At 72.0% G+C, this 18,223-nt stretch carries 14 protein-coding genes; 9 read left to right on the plus strand and 5 right to left on the minus strand.

The window, feature by feature from the left end; genetic code table 11:
• The 3 genes from G4D86_RS06230 to G4D86_RS06240 are packed head-to-tail and all read left to right on the plus strand — an operon-like array spanning position 1 to position 4,995.
• Entirely contained in the window at positions 1 to 2,004 is a 2,004-nt protein-coding gene (locus G4D86_RS06230; RefSeq protein WP_163990457.1) for a serine/threonine protein kinase, read from the plus strand.
• 19 nt (positions 2,005 to 2,023) lie between these two features.
• Positions 2,024 to 2,845: an outer membrane protein assembly factor BamD gene (locus G4D86_RS06235; protein WP_163990460.1), complete on the plus strand. Its 822-nt coding sequence runs from the start codon at positions 2,024 to 2,026 to the stop codon at positions 2,843 to 2,845.
• A gap of 8 nt (positions 2,846 to 2,853) precedes the next feature.
• Positions 2,854 to 4,995, plus strand: coding sequence for a hypothetical protein (locus G4D86_RS06240; protein ID WP_163990462.1), 2,142 nt, complete (start codon positions 2,854 to 2,856; stop codon positions 4,993 to 4,995).
• Positions 4,996 to 5,066: 71 nt separating this feature from the next.
• Here the strand turns inward: G4D86_RS06240 and G4D86_RS06245 are convergent, their stop codons facing one another.
• The 3 genes from G4D86_RS06245 to G4D86_RS06255 all read right to left on the minus strand — a co-directional run bounded on the left by G4D86_RS06245 (position 5,067) and on the right by G4D86_RS06255 (position 8,496).
• A complete protein-coding gene (locus G4D86_RS06245; RefSeq protein ID WP_163990464.1) occupies positions 5,067 to 6,239 on the minus strand; it encodes a glycosyltransferase in 1,173 nt (390 codons plus the stop codon).
• Between the two features lie 217 nt (positions 6,240 to 6,456).
• Entirely contained in the window at positions 6,457 to 7,617 is a 1,161-nt protein-coding gene (locus tag G4D86_RS06250) for a glycosyltransferase family 4 protein (protein ID WP_163990466.1), read from the minus strand.
• Positions 7,618 to 7,647: 30 nt separating this feature from the next.
• Entirely contained in the window at positions 7,648 to 8,496 is an 849-nt protein-coding gene (locus G4D86_RS06255) for a class I SAM-dependent methyltransferase (RefSeq protein ID WP_240360072.1), read from the minus strand.
• A 94-nt stretch (positions 8,497 to 8,590) separates the two neighbouring features.
• Here G4D86_RS06255 and G4D86_RS06260 point away from each other — a divergent pair, with 94 nt between their 5' ends.
• The 3 genes from G4D86_RS06260 to G4D86_RS06270 are packed head-to-tail and all read left to right on the plus strand — an operon-like array spanning position 8,591 to position 12,012.
• The gene (locus tag G4D86_RS06260; RefSeq protein WP_163990468.1) at positions 8,591 to 10,111 is read left to right on the plus strand and encodes an oligosaccharide flippase family protein; all 1,521 of its coding nucleotides are present in this window, start codon (positions 8,591 to 8,593) and stop codon (positions 10,109 to 10,111) included.
• A 20-nt stretch (positions 10,112 to 10,131) separates the two neighbouring features.
• Positions 10,132 to 11,082 carry a glycosyltransferase family 2 protein gene (locus G4D86_RS06265; protein ID WP_163990470.1) on the plus strand — a complete coding sequence of 317 codons (951 nt, stop codon included), beginning with the start codon at positions 10,132 to 10,134 and terminating at the stop codon, positions 11,080 to 11,082.
• Between the two features lie 12 nt (positions 11,083 to 11,094).
• Positions 11,095 to 12,012 carry a glycosyltransferase family 2 protein gene (locus G4D86_RS06270; protein WP_163990472.1) on the plus strand — a complete coding sequence of 306 codons (918 nt, stop codon included), beginning with the start codon at positions 11,095 to 11,097 and terminating at the stop codon, positions 12,010 to 12,012.
• A gap of 25 nt (positions 12,013 to 12,037) precedes the next feature.
• On the opposite strand, the gene G4D86_RS06275 is transcribed toward G4D86_RS06270, so the two are convergent.
• Positions 12,038 to 12,667: a DUF2780 domain-containing protein gene (locus G4D86_RS06275; protein ID WP_275899097.1), complete on the minus strand. Its 630-nt coding sequence runs from the start codon at positions 12,665 to 12,667 to the stop codon at positions 12,038 to 12,040.
• A 154-nt stretch (positions 12,668 to 12,821) separates the two neighbouring features.
• Between G4D86_RS06275 and G4D86_RS06280 the strand changes: the two genes are divergently transcribed.
• The 3 genes from G4D86_RS06280 (at position 12,822) to G4D86_RS06290 (ending at position 17,130) form a co-directional block, all read left to right on the plus strand.
• A complete protein-coding gene (locus G4D86_RS06280; RefSeq protein ID WP_163990475.1) occupies positions 12,822 to 13,847 on the plus strand; it encodes an ROK family protein in 1,026 nt (341 codons plus the stop codon).
• Positions 13,848 to 13,956: 109 nt separating this feature from the next.
• Positions 13,957 to 15,090, plus strand: a complete 1,134-nt coding sequence (locus tag G4D86_RS06285; RefSeq protein WP_163990477.1) for an acyltransferase family protein — start codon at positions 13,957 to 13,959, stop codon at positions 15,088 to 15,090.
• 132 nt (positions 15,091 to 15,222) lie between these two features.
• Complete coding sequence (locus G4D86_RS06290; RefSeq protein ID WP_163990480.1) at positions 15,223 to 17,130, plus strand: LTA synthase family protein; 1,908 nt, start codon at positions 15,223 to 15,225, stop codon at positions 17,128 to 17,130.
• A gap of 3 nt (positions 17,131 to 17,133) precedes the next feature.
• On the opposite strand, the gene G4D86_RS06295 is transcribed toward G4D86_RS06290, so the two are convergent.
• Positions 17,134 to 18,216, minus strand: coding sequence for an acyltransferase family protein (locus G4D86_RS06295; protein ID WP_163990482.1), 1,083 nt, complete (start codon positions 18,214 to 18,216; stop codon positions 17,134 to 17,136).
• Positions 18,217 to 18,223 lie beyond the last annotated feature (7 nt).

An 18,223-nucleotide genomic window follows, 5' to 3' on the forward strand; every position in this document is an offset into this window, starting at 1 on the left:
ATGAGCAATATCCGTAAGTGCCCCCGCTGCGGGTCGGCCCACCCAGCGAGTGTCACGCGCTGCCCTCGGGACACCTCCGATCCCCTGCCCCCCAGTTCCTACGACTTCGACGAAAACGAGGTCACCTTCACGCGCAAGCCGGACTCGGCTCCCGCTTCCGCGCGGCCGCTCGTGGTGGGCGCTCCCGCGGCCTTCACGGAGGACGTCGAGGGCGATGGCACGTGGGAGAAGTCCGTCGCGCGCGACGTGCTCGTGGGCAAGCAGCTCGGCGACTACGTGGTGAAGCGCCGCATCGGCGCGGGCGGCATGGGCATCGTCTACGAGGGCGAGCACCCCGTCATCGGCCGCAAGGTGGCCATCAAGATCCTCCGCCCGGACTTCGCCGAGGGCTCGCGCTCGCGGGACCTGGCCTCGGAGGCGCGCGCGGCGGCGGCCATCCGCCACCGCGGCATCATCGACATCTTCGGCTTCGGCAGCATCCCCGGCCTCGGGCAGTACCTCGTCATGGAGTACCTGGACGGCGCGCCGCTGGACGAAATCATCGCCCAGCGCGCGCCCATGCTGGAGGTGGAGGTCGTCACGGTGCTGGACGACCTGCTGGGCGCGCTGGGCGCGGCCCACGCGGCGGGCGTCATCCACCGCGACCTCAAGCCGGGCAACGTCTTCATCGTGCGCGACGGCAGCGGCAACGAGTACGTGAAGGTGCTGGACTTCGGCCTGGCCAAGCGCGCCGAGGCGCCCAACAGCACCACGCCGCAGACGCGCGCCAGCATGATGGTGGGCACGCCCGAGTACATGGCTCCGGAGCAGGCCTGCGGACAGCAGGTCGGGCCGCACACGGACCTGTACGCGGTGGGCGTCATCGCCTTCGAGATGCTCACGCGGCGGCTGCCCTTCGAGGGCACCACGCCCATGGCCATCGCCGTGCACCACGTGCGCACGCCGCCGCCCCTGCCCTCGCAGTACGTGGACCTGAATCCGGAGCTGGAGTCGCTGGTGATGCGGCTGCTGGCGAAGACGCCGGAGGAGCGCCCGGCGTCCGCGGAGGCCGTGCGCCGCGAGCTGAAGGTCATCCTCAAGCAGCTCTCCGGTGATGCCACGCAATTGTCGCAGCAGCCCCGGGGCGGGGCGCCCTCCACCGTCTCCCAGGAGGCCGTGGCCGTCCCGGCTCCGCGTGTGCGCACCGAGCGCCTCGGGCAGCCGCCGGGCCGCCGCCCGGGGTCGGCCCCGGGGCCCCGGCGCGCCACGCCGGACCCAACGTCCCCCACGGCCCCGGACCTGCTGGCGGTGGATGCGACGGACCTGGACCTGTCGGCCGTCGGCTCGGGCCGCATGCGCGCGGTGATGTTCGGCGCGGGTGGTGCCGCGCTGCTCGCCCTGCTCGCGGTGGGCGGGGTCTGGATGTCCCGCGACACGCAGCCGCCCATGCCCCGCCCGCTCACCGAGGGGGCCGTGGCCGCGACGCCGCCGCTGCGTGGAATGGCGCCCGCCGCGACGCCGGTGGAGGCGCAGCGTGACACGCGCCCCGCGATGCCCGCGTCCGATTCACGGCCGTCCGTGGGCGCTCCGGCCGATGGCACCCTGGGCGACGTCCAGGTGGCGGGCGCGCAGAAGCCGGTGCTGGCCGCCACCCTCCTGGCGAAGGACACGCAGCCGTCGCGCGCTTCCGATGAAGAGGTCGTCCGCCCCACGCGCCGCCCGGCCCGCACGGTGGGAGCGACGCGCGAAGGCCGCGCCCCGGCCCGCACCGGCTCCGGCGCGGAGACCCGTCCCGCGCCCGTGCCCGCCGTCCCCGGCGTGCTGATGCTCAAGGTGAAGGGCTACGTGAAGGAAATCCTCGTGGACGGCCAGAGCCAGGGGCGCACGTACCAGCTGGAGCTGTCCCCGGGCGTCCACAAGCTGGAGGTGCGCGGCAACGCCTTCACCCAGCCCTACAGCAGCCCCGTCACCATCCTGTCCGGTGAGCGGACCGAGCACCACGTGGTGCTCGAGCCCATCACGTGAACCCCGCATCGAGATCCAGATGAGGCCGAGCATCCTGTTGTGCGTCCTGTGGCTGCTGCCGTCGGTGGCCCTTGCGCAATCCCGAGGTGTCGCGCTGTACGAGCGGGGCGAGTACGCCCAGGCCCGCCGCGCGTTGGAGGCGGAGCTGAAGACTCCGGGCCTCGCCGAGCGCGAGCGTGCCACCGCGCGCCTGTACCTCGCGGCGTCCCTGCACGAGCTCGGCGAGCTGGCCGCGACTCGCGCCGAGCTGGAGGAATTGGCGCGCAGCCACCCGGACCAGCCGGTGGACCCCGCCCTCTTCCCGCCCGAGTTCGTGGTGCTGGCCGCCGAGGCCCGCAAGCACGTGGTGGCCGAGCGCCGGCCGCCTCCGGAGCCGAAGGAGCGCCAGGCGGACACCCCGGCGACTCCCGGGGAGCCGCCCGAGGTGGCGGAGGAGCCCGCGCCGTCGTCGGGCCGCTCGCGGCTGCTGCCCGAGGTGTTCGGCTTCATGGACCCCGCGGGCAGGTCGGTGGGCGTGGGTGGCGGGCTGACGTACGGCAGCGGCGCATTCGAGGTGGGCGCGCGCGCGCTGATGGGCACCCAGATGGCGGCGGGGCTCCAGGTGGGGCTCGTGCTGGGGGATGGTGCCTTCCGGCCGCACGTGGCGCTGCGAGCCACGGCCATCCCCGGGCTGTCCGCGTACGGCGGCGGGCCGGTGGTGGGCGCGCGCTTCGGGCTCGGGCCGAGCTTCACCGCGCTGGTGGACGTGGGCGCCGAGCTCTTCAAGGTCTCCGACGAGAACTACCGCACGTTCGCGCTGAGCGCGTCCGCGGGTCTCGGCTTCGATGTGTTGTCTCCGTGAAGGAAGGGATGTCCGTGCACCCGCGCTCGCTCCGTGGCGCCCTCGTGGCCGCCGTGTCCTCTTCATTCGCGCTCGTCCTGCTGCTGCCGGCCCTGGCCCTGGCGCAGGCCTGGCAGCCCTCCGTCACCTGGAACACGTACCTGGGCGGCGGGACGCTTCCGGACGGCGGCGTCGAGTCGAACAGGGACGACCAGATTGAGTCCGTGGCGCTCGCGCTCGACGGCGACGTGGTGGTGACGGGCTGGACGAACGCCCGCACCTTCCCGGCGGACCAGGGGCTGCCGACCGCCTCCGCGAGCAAGAAGGATGTGTTCGTCGCCCGCTACTCGGCGGATGGCCAGACGCTGCGGTGGACCCGCGTCTTCGGCGGCGCCGAGGACGACATCGGCACGCGCGTGGTGGTGGACTCCGACGGCGCGGCGTTCGTCGTGGGCACGACGCGCTCGGACACCATCAACATCGCCCCGGGCACGCCGGCTCCGCTCTCCATGCAGTACAGCTTCGAGGGGCGGGTGGATGCCTTCCTCGCGCGTGTGAACCCGGACGGCACGCTGGAATGGTTCATGTTCCTGGGCAGCATGCTCGATGACGAGGCCCGCGACATCGCTCTGGGGCCGCCGGGGTCGAACCTGGTCTACATCGTCGGGAAGACAGGCAAGGACGATGGCATCGGCAACAGGTCCGACGACACGCCCGTCCCCTTTCCTCCGGACAATGCGCTGAGCAATGAGCGGCTCCGCGCCTTCGAGGCCTTCGTCTCCCAGGTGGATGTCGCCGCTTCCGGGGATCCCACCGTCCGCTGGACCCGCATGATCAAGAGTGACGAGAACGACATCGCGTACTCGGTGACGACCCAGGGGGACGTGGTGTTCGTGGGCGGCATCATCGGGTCGACGTACTCGGGCGGCTCCATCGGCATCCTCAACTCCTTCGGCTCGGGCGACAACGACGGCTTCGCCGCGCGGGTGGAAGTGGATGGCCGCATCTCCTGGTTCCGCTACGTGGGCGGCAGCGGGGATGACGAAGTGCGGTCGGTGCTGGCGCGGCCGGCCGGCGGCGTCACTGTCGTGGGCAATACCGACTCCACCAGCGCCCCGGTGTCCGGCAGCGGCACGGACGTCTTCGTGCGCAACCTGAGCGCGGACGGTGTCCCCGTTGGAGTCGGTCTTCGCGTGGGCGATGGGAGCAGCGGCACCGAGCGGACCGAGGGCCATGCTGCCGTGGACCCGTACGGCAACATCTACGTTGGCGGCAAGACGACCACGCAGTCGGGCTTCGCCTTCAATGCCTTCGACTCCAGCTTCGTCGGAAACGTCAACAACAACTCTGACGGGTTCGCCGCCATGGTGAACCCGGCGGCGGAGGACGTCATCTGGAAGTCCTACGTGGGCGGGCTCGCCACGAGTGACGAGTGGGTGAGGAGCCTCGCCGCGGGCGGGCAGGGCCGGCTGACGTTGGGTGGCCATTCCAACGCGCCCGACGTGCTCATCGCGAATACGGGAGTAGACCGCACGGCCAACGGCGGCACGGACGGCTTCCTCTTCAGCGTGGCAGTGGACTCCACTCCGCCCACTCCGGGCACGGTGTCCGCTCAAGTCTCCCCGCAGGGGACGCTCACCGCGACATGGTCGGGCTTCAATGACCCCGAGCTGTCACTCACCTACGAGTGGGGCATCGACATCTCTCAGGGGACCGACGGGGTGCGGCGCTTCGAGTCCGTGGGCAGCGAGCTCACCGCCATGCTGCCCCTGTTCCAGCCGGCCCAGGCGGGACCCTTCTACGTCACCGTGCGCGCCACCAACGCCGTGGGCCTCTCCGTCACCGCGACCTCGAATTCCTTCACGGCGACGCTCAAGCCGGATGCCGGTTCGGACGCGGGTACGGATGCGGGCACCTCCGATGGGGGCACTGCTTCGGATGGTGGAACGTCCGACGGTGGCACTGGCACGGATGCAGGCGTCGCGGATGGTGGCACCGATGGTGGCGAGGGCGACGGAGACACCCGCTCTCCGCTGGGCTGGTCCTGCGCGTCGGGTGGGAGCTCCGGCACGCTGGCGCTCACCATGCTGGGGGTGGTGGGCGTGCTGCTCGCGATGCGTCGCGAGCGGCCGGCCGTGGCCCGGGAGCGGGCGCGTGGCTCACGGCGTTGAGCGCGTGTTGCGCCTGGGCGGCTTCGGCTCCCGGGGCTCCCTGAACGGAGGCCCGCACCGACGCTGACGGCTCACCCGTGAGTGCCACCGCGCAGCAGTCGCAGGTACGCGTCCAGCACGGTGCGCGCGTGCGCGGCCCAGGTGAAGCGCGCGGCACGGGCGAGGCGGGCCTCGCGCGGCGGGGGAGGGTGGCTTCCGGAGAGGAGCGCGTCCACGGTGTCCACCCACGCCGGCACTTCACCCACGGGGCAGTAGGCGCAGGTCTCCGCGCCCACCTCGCGCAGCACGGGCAGGTCGCTGGCCACCACGGGTGCACCGCACGCGAGCGCTTCGATGACGGGCAGGCCGAAGCCCTCCGCCTCGCTCGTCACCAGCACGGCCCGGGCGCGCCGGTAGAGTCCCGCTAGCGTGGGCCGCTCTTGTCGCGGAGGCTGGAGCAGCGCATCCCCGATGCCGAGCGCCTCCACCTGCGCGCGCTGCGTGGGGTTCAGCGTGCCACCCTGCTGCACCAGCCGCAGCTCCGGGTGGCGGGCGCGGAGCGCGGCGAAGACGGCGAAGAGCACGTCCAGCCGCTTGCGGGGAATCGCGCTGCCCACGTGCAGCAGGTAGGGCCGGCCGCCGAGGGGCGCGAGCACTTCCTCGCTCCGGTCGCCCGGCACGGGCTCGGGGCGGTACTCCGGGGACACGCCGTAGGGCGCCCAGACGAGCCGCGAAGCCTCCACCACGCCACGCGCGAGCAGCTCCGAGCGCACCGCCTGGGTGCTGTGGAAGACGAGCGCGGCGCGCTCCAGCCCCGCGAGCTGGGCGCGGGCCATGAGGCGGAACCAGGCCGGGCGCGGCTCGCGGTGGGGCTCCAGCACGGAGCGGAACGCGTCCAGGTCATGGCAGAAGACACCCGTGCGCGCGGCCGGCAGCGCGTGCACGAGCTGCGCGTAGGTGTGGTCCACCACGTGGAAGGCGTCGAACCGGGTGCGCGAGCGCAGCGCGTGGCCCGGGTACAGGCCGAAGCGGGTGAGGAGGCGGTCCACGTTGAAGGCCGCGTTGCGTGCGCCCAGGCGTGGCACCCGGCGCGCGACGGAGGGCATGGACGGGCGCACGCTGACGGCGGAGACCTCGGTGGGGTGCGCGGAGAGTCCCTCCAGGAGCGCCTCGCCCACCAGGTCCATGCTGGGCCAGCCCTCTTCGCGCGGGTCCATCAGCAGCGCGAGCCGGGGCGGCGAAGTGTGCGCCGGGCCCTGGCTCATGGGGCGTCCTCGCATGAGCCCATCCGCGCGCGTTGGCGCGGCGGGGCTGGCGTGGAGCTCCGGCTCATGGCGTGTCCTCGCACCAGTCCAACAGCAGCGCGAGTCGCGGCGGCATGAATGGCGCTTCGGCTCATTGCGCCTTTCCGCGACAGGGCATCCGTGCCGCGTGCAGAAGAGCCCTGGCGCGTCGCCTGCACTCCTCGCACGTCGCTCTGGCTCACGAGAACGTCCCCTCCGCTCCGGGACGCAGCAGCGCCTCCACCGTGCGCTCCAGCGCGAAGCGCTCGCGGTACACCCGCGCGGCGCGCTCGCCCAGCGCGGTGCGCGCCGCCACGTCGGACAGCAGCCGCTCCGTCGCCGCCACCAGCGGCTCCGGCGCAGTGCCCTCCACCAGCTCCACCGCGCCCAGCCCGCGCCACATCGGCTCCGTGAGGTGCCCCGTGTTGGTGACGAGCGGCTGGCCCAGCGCCAGTCCCGCCATGGTGGTGGTGCGCCGCGCGCTCACGCCATCCGGATACGGCTGCACCAGCACGTCACACGCCGCCAGGTGCGCCACCACGTCCTCCGGCGCGAGCGAATCCCGCGTCACCCACCGTCCCGCCAGCTCCGGGTGGCGCGCGCCCAGTGCTTCACCAAACGCTCGACTTCCGCGCCCCAGGAGCAGCGCCTTCCGCTCCGCGCCCGCGCGCAGCAGCGGCACCAGCACGGCCTCCAGAGGCCCGGCGGTGAGCGCGCCATAGGTGCCGAAGTGTCCCAGCCACGGCCCCGGCCCCAGCGCCGAGCGCACCGTCGCCACCGCGCCCTCGGAGACCTCCGGAGGCAGGGTGCTGGGCACCGGCCGCCACTCCGCGCGGCGTCGCACGCGGGCGGGCAGGTGCTCCGCCCAGGTGGGAATGGAGACGAAGACGCGGTCCGCGGCCCCGGCCACCAGCCGCAGCATCACCCGCGTGGTGCCCGCGAGCACCTGGTGCCGCAGCGGCGCGCGCGGGCTCCACGGGTACACCACCTCGTGGAAGAACACCCAGCGCTCGTCCTTCCTGCGCGCGGCGAACCACGCGCAGAAGGGCACGTTCATCGCCTTCATGCCGAACGCATGCGGCACGTACTGGAGCAGCAGCCGTCGAGGCCCCCCGCACGCATCCAGCCCGCGCGCCAGCTTCGTCAGGCCCAGGGGCGTGAAGAGGCCGGGGACGCGGTGCACGGTGACGCCGTCCTCCACGTGCACGCCCGCGTCACCCGGCGCCCAGACGTGGACCTGTTGCCCGGCGCGGACGAGCGCGGTGGCCACCTGGCGCGTGTAGTCGCTGACGCCGCCCGGCTGGGGCGGGTACTCGCCCGTGAGGACGTGCCACGCGGGGGCGGTGGAGGAGGAGGGCATGGGGCCACGGCTCCAGCCACCGGGCAGGAGCTAGGACGCCTCCATGTCGCGAATGGCGAGCAGCTGGAAGGCGTACTGCGGGAAGCGCGTGGCGAAGGGCTCGGTGAGGATGGACAGCCGGCTGCCCAGCCGGAAGGGACGGATGGTCGGCAGCGCGTAGTCACCGCGCAGCGGCTTCCACCCGCTCATGCCGGTGACGCGGTAGCCGCGCAGCTCGAAGTCGTAGACCTCCCAGCCGGAGCGGTGCACCTGGTGCACGTTGCTGTCCCACTCGTCCTGCGGGAGGAAGCCGTTGGGCGTGAAGATGATGACGCGCTTGCGGGCCATCGACTCCATCATCTCCAGCAGCCGGAAGCCGTCCGGCTTCTCGAAGTGCTCGATGACGTCCAGCGCGACGACGGCGTCGAAGCTCTTGGGGCCGAAGCGCTGGCCCGCTTCCATCAGCTCCATCTGGTGGTACTCGCGGTGGATGCCCGCGGCGCGGCTGCGCTCGATGCTCGTCGCGTGGCCGTCGATGCCCACCGTGTGGGGAATCAGCTTCGAGAAGCTGTGCAGCGGCGAGCGCGAACCACAGCCGATGTCCAGCACGCTGTCGCACGTGCCCACCAACGCCTCCTTCAGCGTACGGTGGAGGACCTCGTGCTCGCCGACGAGCACCTCGCGCTTCAGGAACTGGAAGAGATTGCCGCCAGGGAGCATGCGGCGAGGACCGTAGCCCCGCCGCTCCATCCCTCGCAACAAGCGCGCGAGCATCCAGGCAGGCGTCCGCGTCCCGCCCACGCGACTGTCCGGCGGTGCGTCCACGCAGGGCAGGCGAGCCTCCGGCCACCACATGAGCGCCTCGCGTTGCTTGTAGGGCTGGAGCGCCACCGGTAGCATTTCGCCCCCTGCTCGTGCCGCGCGCTTTCGGAGGCATGTCGATTCGGACAGGCCCTCCTGTATGAAGGACGCCCGGCGCGGGCCGCCCAGGACCATGACAGAGACAGCAGTACCCGAGGTCAGCACTGGAGAGGTGAAGGCGCGTGCCCTGAAGGGCATGTTCGTGCTGGCCGCCCGCACCGCGGCCTCGCAGGGGCTGCGGGTGGTGAGCGCGCTGTTCCTGTCGCGGCTCCTCTTCCCCTCGGACTACGGCCTGTTCGGCATCGTGTCCTACGCGGCGTCGCTGGGCGTGTTCCTCGGGGACCTGGGCCTGAGCGCCGCGCTGGTGCGCCAGCCGCACGAGCCCACCCGCGACGAGACGTTCACCATCTTCTGGTGCCACCAGGCGCTCACCGCCGTCATCGTCGCCGCCGTGTGCGCGCTCGCACCCCAGCTCACGGAGGGCTACGCCCTGGGCGAGGGCGCGGTGCCCATGGTGTGCGCCCTGGCGCTGGGGCTGTTCCTGTCCTCGCTGCGGGTGATTCCGCTGATGGCGCTGGAGCGCAAGCTCGCGTTCCCCGTCATCGCCCGCGCGGAGCTGATTGAAAACGTGGTGCAGGTCATCACCACCATCTCCCTGGCGGCGCTCGGCTTCGGCGCGTGGGCGCTCGCGCTGGGCGGCCTGGTGCGCGGGGCGGTGGGGCTGGTGCTGGTCTGGTGGGCCTCGCCGTGGCGGCCGCACGGCGCCTTCCGGCTGGACGTGCTCAAGCGGCTGCTCAGCTTCGGGCTGGCCTTCCAGCTCCCGCCGCTGGTGGGGGCGATGGTGGCCGGCTGGGTGCCGCTGGTGGTGGGCGGCATCCTCGGCAAGGAGGCGGTGGGCCTGGTGAACTGGGCCTGGGCGCTGGCCTCCACGCCGATGATGCTCAGCATCGTCCTCAACCGCGTGGCCTTCCCCGCCTACTGCCGCCTGCAGGAGGACCCGGCCGGCTTCGCGGAGTACCTGCGCACGTCGCTGCGCCGGCTGTCCGCGGTGCTGCTGGTGGCCATTCCGTGCGTGGTGCTGGTGCTGCCGGTGGCGGTGCCACTCTTCTTCGGCGAGCGCTGGGTGCCGGCCGTGGCGCTGGTGCAGTGGTTCAGCCTGGAGTGCGTGCTCACCACGCTGACGGGCCTGCTGGCCACGGCGCAGAACGCGGGCGGGCGCCCGTGGGAGCGGCTGGCCGTCGTGGTGGGCGTGGGCGCGGTGAAGTGGGGCGTGGGCACGTGGGCCATCCAGCGCTTCGGGCTGGCGGCCATTGGCCCCATGGGCGTGCTGGTGGGACTGGCGGAGCTGTGGGTGACGGCGTGGCTGGTGGCGCGCCTCAACCCGGCCCTGCGCGGACTGGTATCGCAGGTGGTGGAGCCCTTCGTCACGGTGGGGCTGCTGCTGGCGGGCGCGTGCGCGGCGGTGTTGTCGCTGCCGGGCGCTGGCAACGTGGTGCGGGCGCTGGTGGGGGCGGTGCTGTTCGCGGGGCTGGTGCTGGCGCGCGAGCGGTTGCCGGGGACGCTGTCGCTCCTCGGCGAGTTGAAGAGCATCCTGGGCTTCGTCCGGGCACGGCGGGCCGAGCGGTCCGCTGCTCCGGTGAGCCCGGCTTCGTGATGAAGGACGCGAGCGATTCGATGAAGAAGGTCGACCTGGTCATCTCCATCGTCAACCACTCCAATCCGGAGTTGCTGCACGACTGCCTGCGCACGCTCTACGCGACGACGCGCGACATCACCTTCGAGGTGTGGATCGTCGACAACGCCACCGACGGGCGCGGCGTGGAGGCCATGCGGCGCGACTTCCCGCAGGTGCGCTGGCTCTTCAACACCGAGCGCAAGGGCTTCTCCGCCAACCACAACCAGGTGCTGCGCGCCGCGCGGGGCCGCTACATCTGCATCTTCAACGACGACACCATCGTCCACGAAGGGGCCTTCGACGCGCTGGTGCGCTTCATGGACGAGCACCCGCGCGTGGGCATGGCGGGCGCGCGGCTGCTCAACGCCGACGGCACCATCCAGAACTGCACCTTCCGGCCCATGTCACTGTCCGGGCAGCTCTTCGACCTCGTCTTCCTGCCGCGCCCGCTGCACTTCCTGAAGCGGATGGAAATCGACCCGGCGCAGTACGGGCACGAGGAGGCCCGGGTGAATTGGGTGCTCGGCGCGTGCATCGTGGTGCGCGAGGAGACGCTGGCGGAGGTGGGCCTGCTGGACGAGGCGATGTCCCCGCTGGGCAACACCGAGGACACCGACTGGTGCGTGCGGGCGTGGAAGGCGGGCTGGGAGGTGGCCTTCTGCCCGGAGGCGGTGATTACGCACCTGGCGAGCCGCTCGTTCCGGCCGTCCGCGACGGGGCCGGACAAGGTGCGGATTGAACTGTGGCGCACGCGGCTGGCGTACTTCCGCAAGCACCACGGCCGGCTGCACGAGGTGGCGATGCGGGCCATCCTGGTGGGCACGCTGCCGTACAACGCGGCGGTGCTGACGCAGACGCTGCTGCGCGGGCGCACCAACCTGACGGAGTACCGCCGGCAGCTCTCCACCTTCCTGCGCATCTCCGAGATGGGCCTGCGCGCCCGGGTGTGAGGCCGTCCCGGCATGCCGTTCTTCTCCATCGTCATTCCCACGTACAACCGGGCGCGGCTCCTGGAGGACACGCTCGCGTCGGTGTTCGCGCAGGAGGAGACGGACTACGAGGTGCTCGTGGTGGACGACGGGTCCACCGACGACACGTTGGAGACGCTGGCCCGGTACGGCGAGCGGGTGCGCGTGTTCCAGCAGCGCAACGCGGGCCCGGGCGCGGCGCGCAACCTGGGCATCCAGGAGGCTCGGGGCGAGTACGTCGTCTTCCTCGACAGTGACGACTTGTGGTTCCCGTGGACGCTCGCCACGTACCGGCAGGTGCTGCGCGAGCAGGGCGGGCCCTCGGTGGTGATGGGCACGGCGGCGTCCTTCGCGCAGCGAGAGGAATTGGCCGGCGTGACGCGCGAGCCCGCGCGGGTGGTGCGCTTCGCGGACTACCTGGCGAGCGCGGAGGACCGGACGCCGCGCACCGCGTGCGTGGTGGCGGTGCGCACGGAGGCGCTGCGGCGGGTGGGCGGCTTCACCCCGCTGCGCATCAACGGCGAGGACTATGACCTGCTCTACCGGCTGGGCACGGAGCCGGGCTTCGCGTGGGTGCGCGCGCCGGTGACGGTGGGCTACCGCCAGCACGGGGGCTCGTCGTCCAGCGCGCTGGAGCTGAGCTACCAGGGCACGCTGTACCAACTGGAACAGGAGCGGCAGGGGCGCTACCCGGGAGGTGCCGCCCGCAGGCGCGAGCGGCTGGAGATGCTCCTCTACAACCTGCGCCACGTGTCGCAGTGGCTGCTGTCGCTGCGACGGGTGGACCTGGCGCTGGCGCTGTACCGGCGCGGGCTGCCCTTCCACCTGGCCGCGCCGCGCTGGCGCTATGTGCTGGGCTTCCCGCCGTGGGCGGTGGCCACCACCGTGCGCCAGCGCGTATCGAAGCGCTGAAGTGCGCGGGCCGCTTCTGGCGGCCTCAGCCCAGCAGTCCGCCGAGCATTCCGCCCAGGCCACCGCCGCCCGGCGTGTTGCCGCCAGCACCGCCCGCGCCGGCCAGCATGGGCACCACCGCGAGAATCTTCCCGACGAGCCCCGGGTCCAGCCGCGACTTGAGGAAGTTGAGGAGCAGCGGGGCCACGAGCGAGGCCTTGCTCGCGTCGATGTTGAAGCGGCCCAGCAGCGAGACGACGGCGGCCACCTCACCGGCCTGCGTCGCTACGCCGCCGATAGCGCCCAGCATGGCGCCCATGCCGCCGCCACCACCTCCGCCACCGCCACCGTCGTTCCCGGCCACGAGCCCACCGAGGGCGCCCATCAGCCCGCCGCCGCCCTGCGAGGGCGCCGCCGCGCCCGCGGCCTGCTGCCACGAGTCCATCTCCGGAATGGCGCTGCCCAGCTGGTTCGCGGCGTCCGGGCCCAGCTTCTCCTTCACCGTGCCCTGCACCAGCTTCAGCAGCGAGCCCGCCACTCCCTGCGCCTGCGTACCGTTCACTCCGAGCTGCTGCGAGAGCTGTCCGATGAGGTCCATCCCGTGCTCCTTCCGTGTGACGAGGCCTGCGTCCGCCTGGAAGGTGCCTTTTAGCGAGAATCGACCCGGGCCACGCAATGACTGACGCGGAAGCGTTCAGAAAGGGCGGGAGGAGGTCCTGGCTCCCGCGTCCCGGGACGGCTGCCTCCCTGCCTGGCGGGCGCTCCCGTCCGGCCCGGCATGGGACTGCGCATCTTCGTGTGAAGCAGTCAGCCGAAGGCGGAGGCGAGAGATGGACGAGGCAACTTCGGTGGGCGCCGAGGCGGCGAAGGAGCCGTCCCACGCCACGTCGAGCGCCTGGGGAGGCATCGACCTGGGGGGGACGAAGATAGAGGCCGTGGTCACCGACACGGCGGGCGCCGTCCTCGGCCGGGCCCGGCACCCGACGCCGGGGGACGGCAGCGTGGAGGACGTGGTGCAGGCGATGTACGGCGCGCTGGTGGACGCGGCGCGCGCGGCGGGCACCACCCCGCAGCAGCTCGCGGGCATAGGCGTGGGAGCGCCCGGCTCCGTGGACACCAACGAGGGCACGCTGGGGCACGTCGGCAACGTGGGCAAGGGCTGGACGGAGCCGTACCCCGTGGCCGCCGACCTGGGAGAGCTGGTGGAGGGCCGGGTGGTGCTCGGCAATGACGTGCAGGTGGCCGTGGCGGCGGAGTACCGCCTGGGCGCGGGCCGTCCGTACCGCTCGGTGCTGGGCGTGTGGTGGGGCACGGGCGTGGGCGGCGGGCTGGTGCTGGATGGCGTCCCCTGGCGGGGGCGCGGCGCGGCGGGAGAGATTGGCCACATGGTGGTGAAGCCGGGCGGCGCGCGGTGCGGCTGTGGCCGGCGTGGCTGCATGGAGGCCTACGCGGGCCGCGCCTCCATGGAGCGCAGGGCGCGCAAGGCCGAGCGCGGGGGCGAGAAGACGATGCTCTTCGACCTGATGCGCAAGAAGGGACGCCCGCGCCTGACGAGCAGCATCTGGGACAAGGCGCTGGCGGAGGAGGACAAGGTGGCGACGTGGATCATCGACCGGGCCGTGCGGATGCTCGGCGCGGGCCTGGCTTCCGCCATCAACCTGCTGGACGTGGAGGCCGTCATCCTCGGCGGAGGGCTGGGCACGCGGCTGGGGCCCGCCTACGCCGGGCGCATCCACGACGCCATGCGCCCGCACATCTTCGTCCCCGAGCGGCAACCTCCGGTGCTGGTGGCCGAGCTGGGAGAGCTGTCCGGAGCCATTGGCGCCGCGCTGATTTCCCAGCCTGCGATGAAGTGAGGACGTGAAGCGCGCAATCGCTCCCCCGGCCGGACGCCCGTCTGGTCGCTGTTGACCGCGAGAAGCCGTGGACGACAATGGCGCGCCCGCTGCCTGCGGGCCCCCACTCATGTCCTCACCGGCTCAACCGACAGCTCCGCGCAGGGACGGCCTGGATGTGATGCGGGCCCTGGCCATCCTGGCGGTGCTCGCCTTCCATGCGCCGGCCGTCGTCCACGACGCGCTTCCCCTGGGCCTGCGGGCGGCCTTCGCGCACGGGTGGATGGGGGTGGACCTGTTCTTCGTCCTCTCCGGCTACCTCGTGGGACGGCAGGTGTTCAGCCGGCACGCGGAGCAGGGCGGGGTGGCGGAGCTGCGCACCTTCTGGCTCAAGCGCTGGGGCCGCACGCTGCCGCTCTACTACGTGGTGCTCGCGCTCTACGCGCTCAAGCCGTGGACCTTCGGCACGCCCTTCCTCGGCGGGGGCTGGCACTACGCGCTCTTCCTCCAGAACTTCACCGGGCTGAGCGACTTCGTGCAGAGCTGGTCGCTCTGCGTGGAGGAGCACTTCTACCTGGTGCTGCCCCTGCTGGCCTTCGGATTGCGGGGACGGCGGTGGCCCGCCTGGGTGTGGTGCCTTCCCATCGCCGTGAGCTTCACCGCCCGCTGGCTGACCTGGAGGGAACTCCCCCAGGGCCTGCCGCTTCCGCAGCTCCCCGCGCTCCTCTCCTGGCCCACGCTGCACCACCTGGACGGGCTCGCGGTGGGCGTGTTCCTGGCGAAGACCGCGCCCGTCTGGCAGCGGTGGGCGGCTTCCTGGCGCGCGGCCTGCGGCGTCCTGGGCGCCGTCGTGCTCGCCGTCACCGTGGGCGTATGTGGTCCCCTGCTGGCGGGAGTGGGCGCGCTGTGGGTCTTCACCGGACTGTCGGTGGGCTTCGGGCTGCTGCTGGTGGGCACCGAGTCGATACAGCTTCCCGCCGGGCCGCGCTGGGGCATCTACCAGGTGGCGGTGCTCTCCTATGGGGCGTACCTGTGGCACGGCTTCGTGGTGCGAGGCCTCGAGCGCACGCACCTCTCCCTGGGCGCGTGGCCCCTGGACCTGCTCGTCTACCTGGGCGCCACGCTGGCGGTGGCCTGGGTGACGTATGTCGCGGTGGAGCAGCCCGGCCTGAGGTGGAGAGACTGGTTGCTGGCACGCTTCGAGGCCCGCGCTCGGGCTGAAAGACTGTCACCCGTGCCGGCCGGTGAAGGCCGCCAGCCGTGACGGCAGTCAGGCGACGGGGGGCCCGGTGAAAGTCATTGCCGCTGCTTTTGCTTTGTGAAGCAACAGCCATATGAGGATATAGGCTCGCGTTCTGGCGGGATTTCGCCTGATTGTCGCTTGGAGCTGCCGGAGTTGACCCGCCGTCCACACAGTCCTGAAGCGCTCTTCTTCGCGAAGAAGCCGCAGTCCGTCTTCTGGCCCTGCGTCGCCGTCATCCTGTCCGCCGCCGGGCTCGTGGCCGCGACGGAGCTGGCCATCGCGGCGTTCTCCCCCGCGGGCTTTCAGGGCCTCCATGAGCGGAACCCGTGGTCGATGGCCATCAGCGTGGGCGTCATCACCGCCGTGGCGGGCCTGCTGTGGACGGCGACGAACCGGCTCGGCGTCGCGCTGGCCCTGGTGGCCGCGGGACTCCTCTTCACGTCCTCGCTCCACATCCGGAAGCTCCAACTCATCGGCCGGCCGCTGCTGCCGTGGGACTTCCTCGAGTGGCGGCAGGTGACGTCGCTCGCGCCCACGCTCCTGCCCGGAGCCGGGACGTTCCTCGCCATCCTCGCTGGCCTGCTCGTGCTGGCCGCCCTCGTGGCCGGAGTTCGTGCCGTGCGGCGCGGTCGGCCCCGCTTCCCACTGCCCGGGCTCGCGCGTGCGGGTCTCGCCGTGGCATCGCTGGTGTACCTGCTCGCCATCACCTTCTACGCGCACGTGCCGCTGCTGCCGAAGGCGTTCATGCGCTTCGGCGTCATGCACCAGGTGTGGGACCAGCGCTCCAACTTCCAGGTCAACGGGCTGCCGCTCATGCTGCTCTGGAACTGGGAGGGCCTGCGCCTGGAGTCGGGTGGCGCGTACTCGGCGGACGGCGTGCGCACCGCCCTGGGCCGTGACGCGGAGCCCCCCGCCGCCACGCCCCCGGAGCCGGTGGACGTCATCATCTACATGGCCGAGTCGCTCTGGGACCCGACGCAGCTCGGCGTGCCCCTGAGCACGGACCCGCTGCCGTTCCTGCGCGGCCTCATGACCACGCACAGCTCGGGCCACCTCATCAGCCCGACGTTCGGTGGAGGCACGGCCAACGCGGAGTTCGAGCTGCTGACGGGCATGTCGGCGTCATTCGCGCCTGACGGCTCCTTCCCCTACCAGCACTACGTGATGAAGCCCGTGGAGGCGCTGCCCTCGCTGTTCCGCGATGCCGGCTACCACACGGCCGCCATCCATCCCTTCCATGCCTGGTACTGGAGCCGCGACGTGGTGTACCCGCTGCTCGGCTTCGAAGAGTTCCAGTCCCTCACCGACTTCGCGGACGCGAAGCTGGAGGGGCCCTGGGTGTCGGACGAGGCGCTCGTGGACCACATCCTCGCGCAGCTCTCGGACGAGCGCCGGTCGCGGTTCATCATGGCCATCACCATGTCGACGCACGGCCCCTACAGCCTCCCGCTCACCGGCAAGGAAGAGGTGCGGGTGGTGGGGAAGCTGTCGCCCGACAACACGCTGCTGCTGACGAACTACGCGCACAAGCTTCGCCAGACGGACCGCGCCCTGGAGCGGCTGGTGCGGGCGCTGGAGGCGAGGCCGCGCAAGACGCTGCTGGTCGTCTTCGGTGACCACCTGCCCATGCTCGGGCCCAACTACTCCCTCTACCGCGAGACGGGGTTCCTGAAGGAGCCGTGGACGGACGCCCAGCGCGAGCGCATGGCCGAGGTGCCAGTGCTCCTCTGGTCGAACTTCACGCTGCCGAAGCAGGACGTGCACCTGAGCATGGGCCAGCTCGCGCCGCGCATCCTCGAGGCGGCCGGGATGAAGCCCCACGGCTTCTTCGCCTTCCTGGAGGGGCTGTCCCGCGCCGTTCCGGTGGTGCGGGGCGACCTGCTCAAGAGCGCGGCGGGTGAGTACCTGCCGCTGACGGAGCGGGACGCCGAGTCACCGGCACCGGGCTCGTCGGCGGAGTGGCTGCGGCGCTACCGCCTGCTCACGTATGACCGGCTGGTGGGTGAGCGCTTCAGCGTCGCCCCGGCGGCGCATGGGGAGCACGTGGCCGGCGGGAAGTGAGTCTCAGCGCGAGCCCGGCTGAAGCCTTGCGAACCGGAGCCGCTGGAGCAGCGCGGGCGGCCGGTCCTTGAGCTTCAGCGCGGGCTTCTCCACCAGGTGCCAGGACAGCGCGGACAGCGCCACGACCAAGGGGAGGGACACCGCCGCGTTCAGCCACCACGGCATGCTCGCGCCGTACAGCGCGCTCACGGCCTGCTGCACGGGGAAGGCGTAGACGTAGACGCCGTACGAGAAGTCACCCCAGCGGCCGAAGCCCGCCAGCGCGCCCGCTGGCAGGTAGGCGAGGTACAGCACGACGTATGCGCCGAACAGGCCGGTGCCGATGCGGCCGTACCCGAGCCGCGCCAGGACGAGCCATCCCGCCGTGCACGCCAGCGCCAGCCACGGGCTCATCCGCACCTTGTCGCGCCACAGGTACAGCGCCACGCCGCCGCCGAAGTACAGGTAGAGCTCCGGCCAGAAGCCCAGCCGCCCGGTGACGAACGGCGCCACCGCCGCGCCCACCCAGCCGAAGGCCACCATGCCCTTGCGCAGCAGGCCCGCCAGCCCCAGGGCGAGCGTCAGCAGGTAGAAGCCCACCTCGTACTTCAGCGTCCACAGCGAGCCGTTGACGGCGTTCGAGTACACGTTGGTCTCGAAGACGCCGGGCAGGTTCCACTGCGGGAAGGCGAGGGTGAAGTTGCGCAGCCAGTACAGGTGCGTGTCCGCCGCCGTGAAGTAGTCGCGCAGCGGCAGCGTAGTGAAGGCCGGGCCGAGCACCAGGGTGGTCAGCACCAGCATCACGCCCAGGCCCGGGAAGATGCGCAGCACGCGCGCCCAGGTGAAGCGCGCCAGGTCCGGCGTGCGCTCCCAGCTCCGGGTGATGAGCACGCCGCTGATGACCAGGAACACCGCCACGCACAGTCGTCCCAGCGAGAGCTGGCCGCGGCTGAAGGCCTCCAGGGGCTCCTCCGTGCCGCGGCCCTCGCCCAGCGGGAAGGCGTGGCTGAGGATGACGCCCGCCGCCGCCGCGAAGCGGAGGAAGTCGAGGTTGTTGCGGCGGCCCTCGAGGCACGCCTGCAGCGTCGGTCGGGAGGAAGGGGGCATGGAGGGG

Origin of the sequence: Pyxidicoccus caerfyrddinensis, assembly GCF_010894405.1 — a bacterium.
GTDB classification, from domain to species: Bacteria; Myxococcota; Myxococcia; order Myxococcales; family Myxococcaceae; genus Myxococcus; species Myxococcus caerfyrddinensis.

Bases quoted from the DNA above. Each gene is read 5' to 3' on its own strand.
- G4D86_RS06285 (WP_163990477.1), top strand. From the start codon at position 13,957: ATGTCCTCACCGGCTCAACCGACAGCTCCGCGCAGGGACGGCCTGGAT.
- G4D86_RS06240 (WP_163990462.1), top strand. From the start codon at position 2,854: ATGTCCGTGCACCCGCGCTCGCTCCGTGGCGCCCTCGTGGCCGCCGTG.
- G4D86_RS06260 (WP_163990468.1), top strand. From the start codon at position 8,591: ATGACAGAGACAGCAGTACCCGAGGTCAGCACTGGAGAGGTGAAGGCG.
- G4D86_RS06265 (WP_163990470.1), top strand. From the start codon at position 10,132: ATGAAGAAGGTCGACCTGGTCATCTCCATCGTCAACCACTCCAATCCG.
- G4D86_RS06230 (WP_163990457.1), top strand. From the start codon at position 1: ATGAGCAATATCCGTAAGTGCCCCCGCTGCGGGTCGGCCCACCCAGCG.
- G4D86_RS06255 (WP_240360072.1), bottom strand. From the start codon at position 8,496: ATGCTACCGGTGGCGCTCCAGCCCTACAAGCAACGCGAGGCGCTCATG.
- G4D86_RS06250 (WP_163990466.1), bottom strand. From the start codon at position 7,617: ATGCCCTCCTCCTCCACCGCCCCCGCGTGGCACGTCCTCACGGGCGAG.
- G4D86_RS06245 (WP_163990464.1), bottom strand. From the start codon at position 6,239: ATGAGCCAGGGCCCGGCGCACACTTCGCCGCCCCGGCTCGCGCTGCTG.
- G4D86_RS06270 (WP_163990472.1), top strand. From the start codon at position 11,095: ATGCCGTTCTTCTCCATCGTCATTCCCACGTACAACCGGGCGCGGCTC.
- G4D86_RS06235 (WP_163990460.1), top strand. From the start codon at position 2,024: ATGAGGCCGAGCATCCTGTTGTGCGTCCTGTGGCTGCTGCCGTCGGTG.
- G4D86_RS06280 (WP_163990475.1), top strand. From the start codon at position 12,822: ATGGACGAGGCAACTTCGGTGGGCGCCGAGGCGGCGAAGGAGCCGTCC.
- G4D86_RS06295 (WP_163990482.1), bottom strand. From the start codon at position 18,216: ATGCCCCCTTCCTCCCGACCGACGCTGCAGGCGTGCCTCGAGGGCCGC.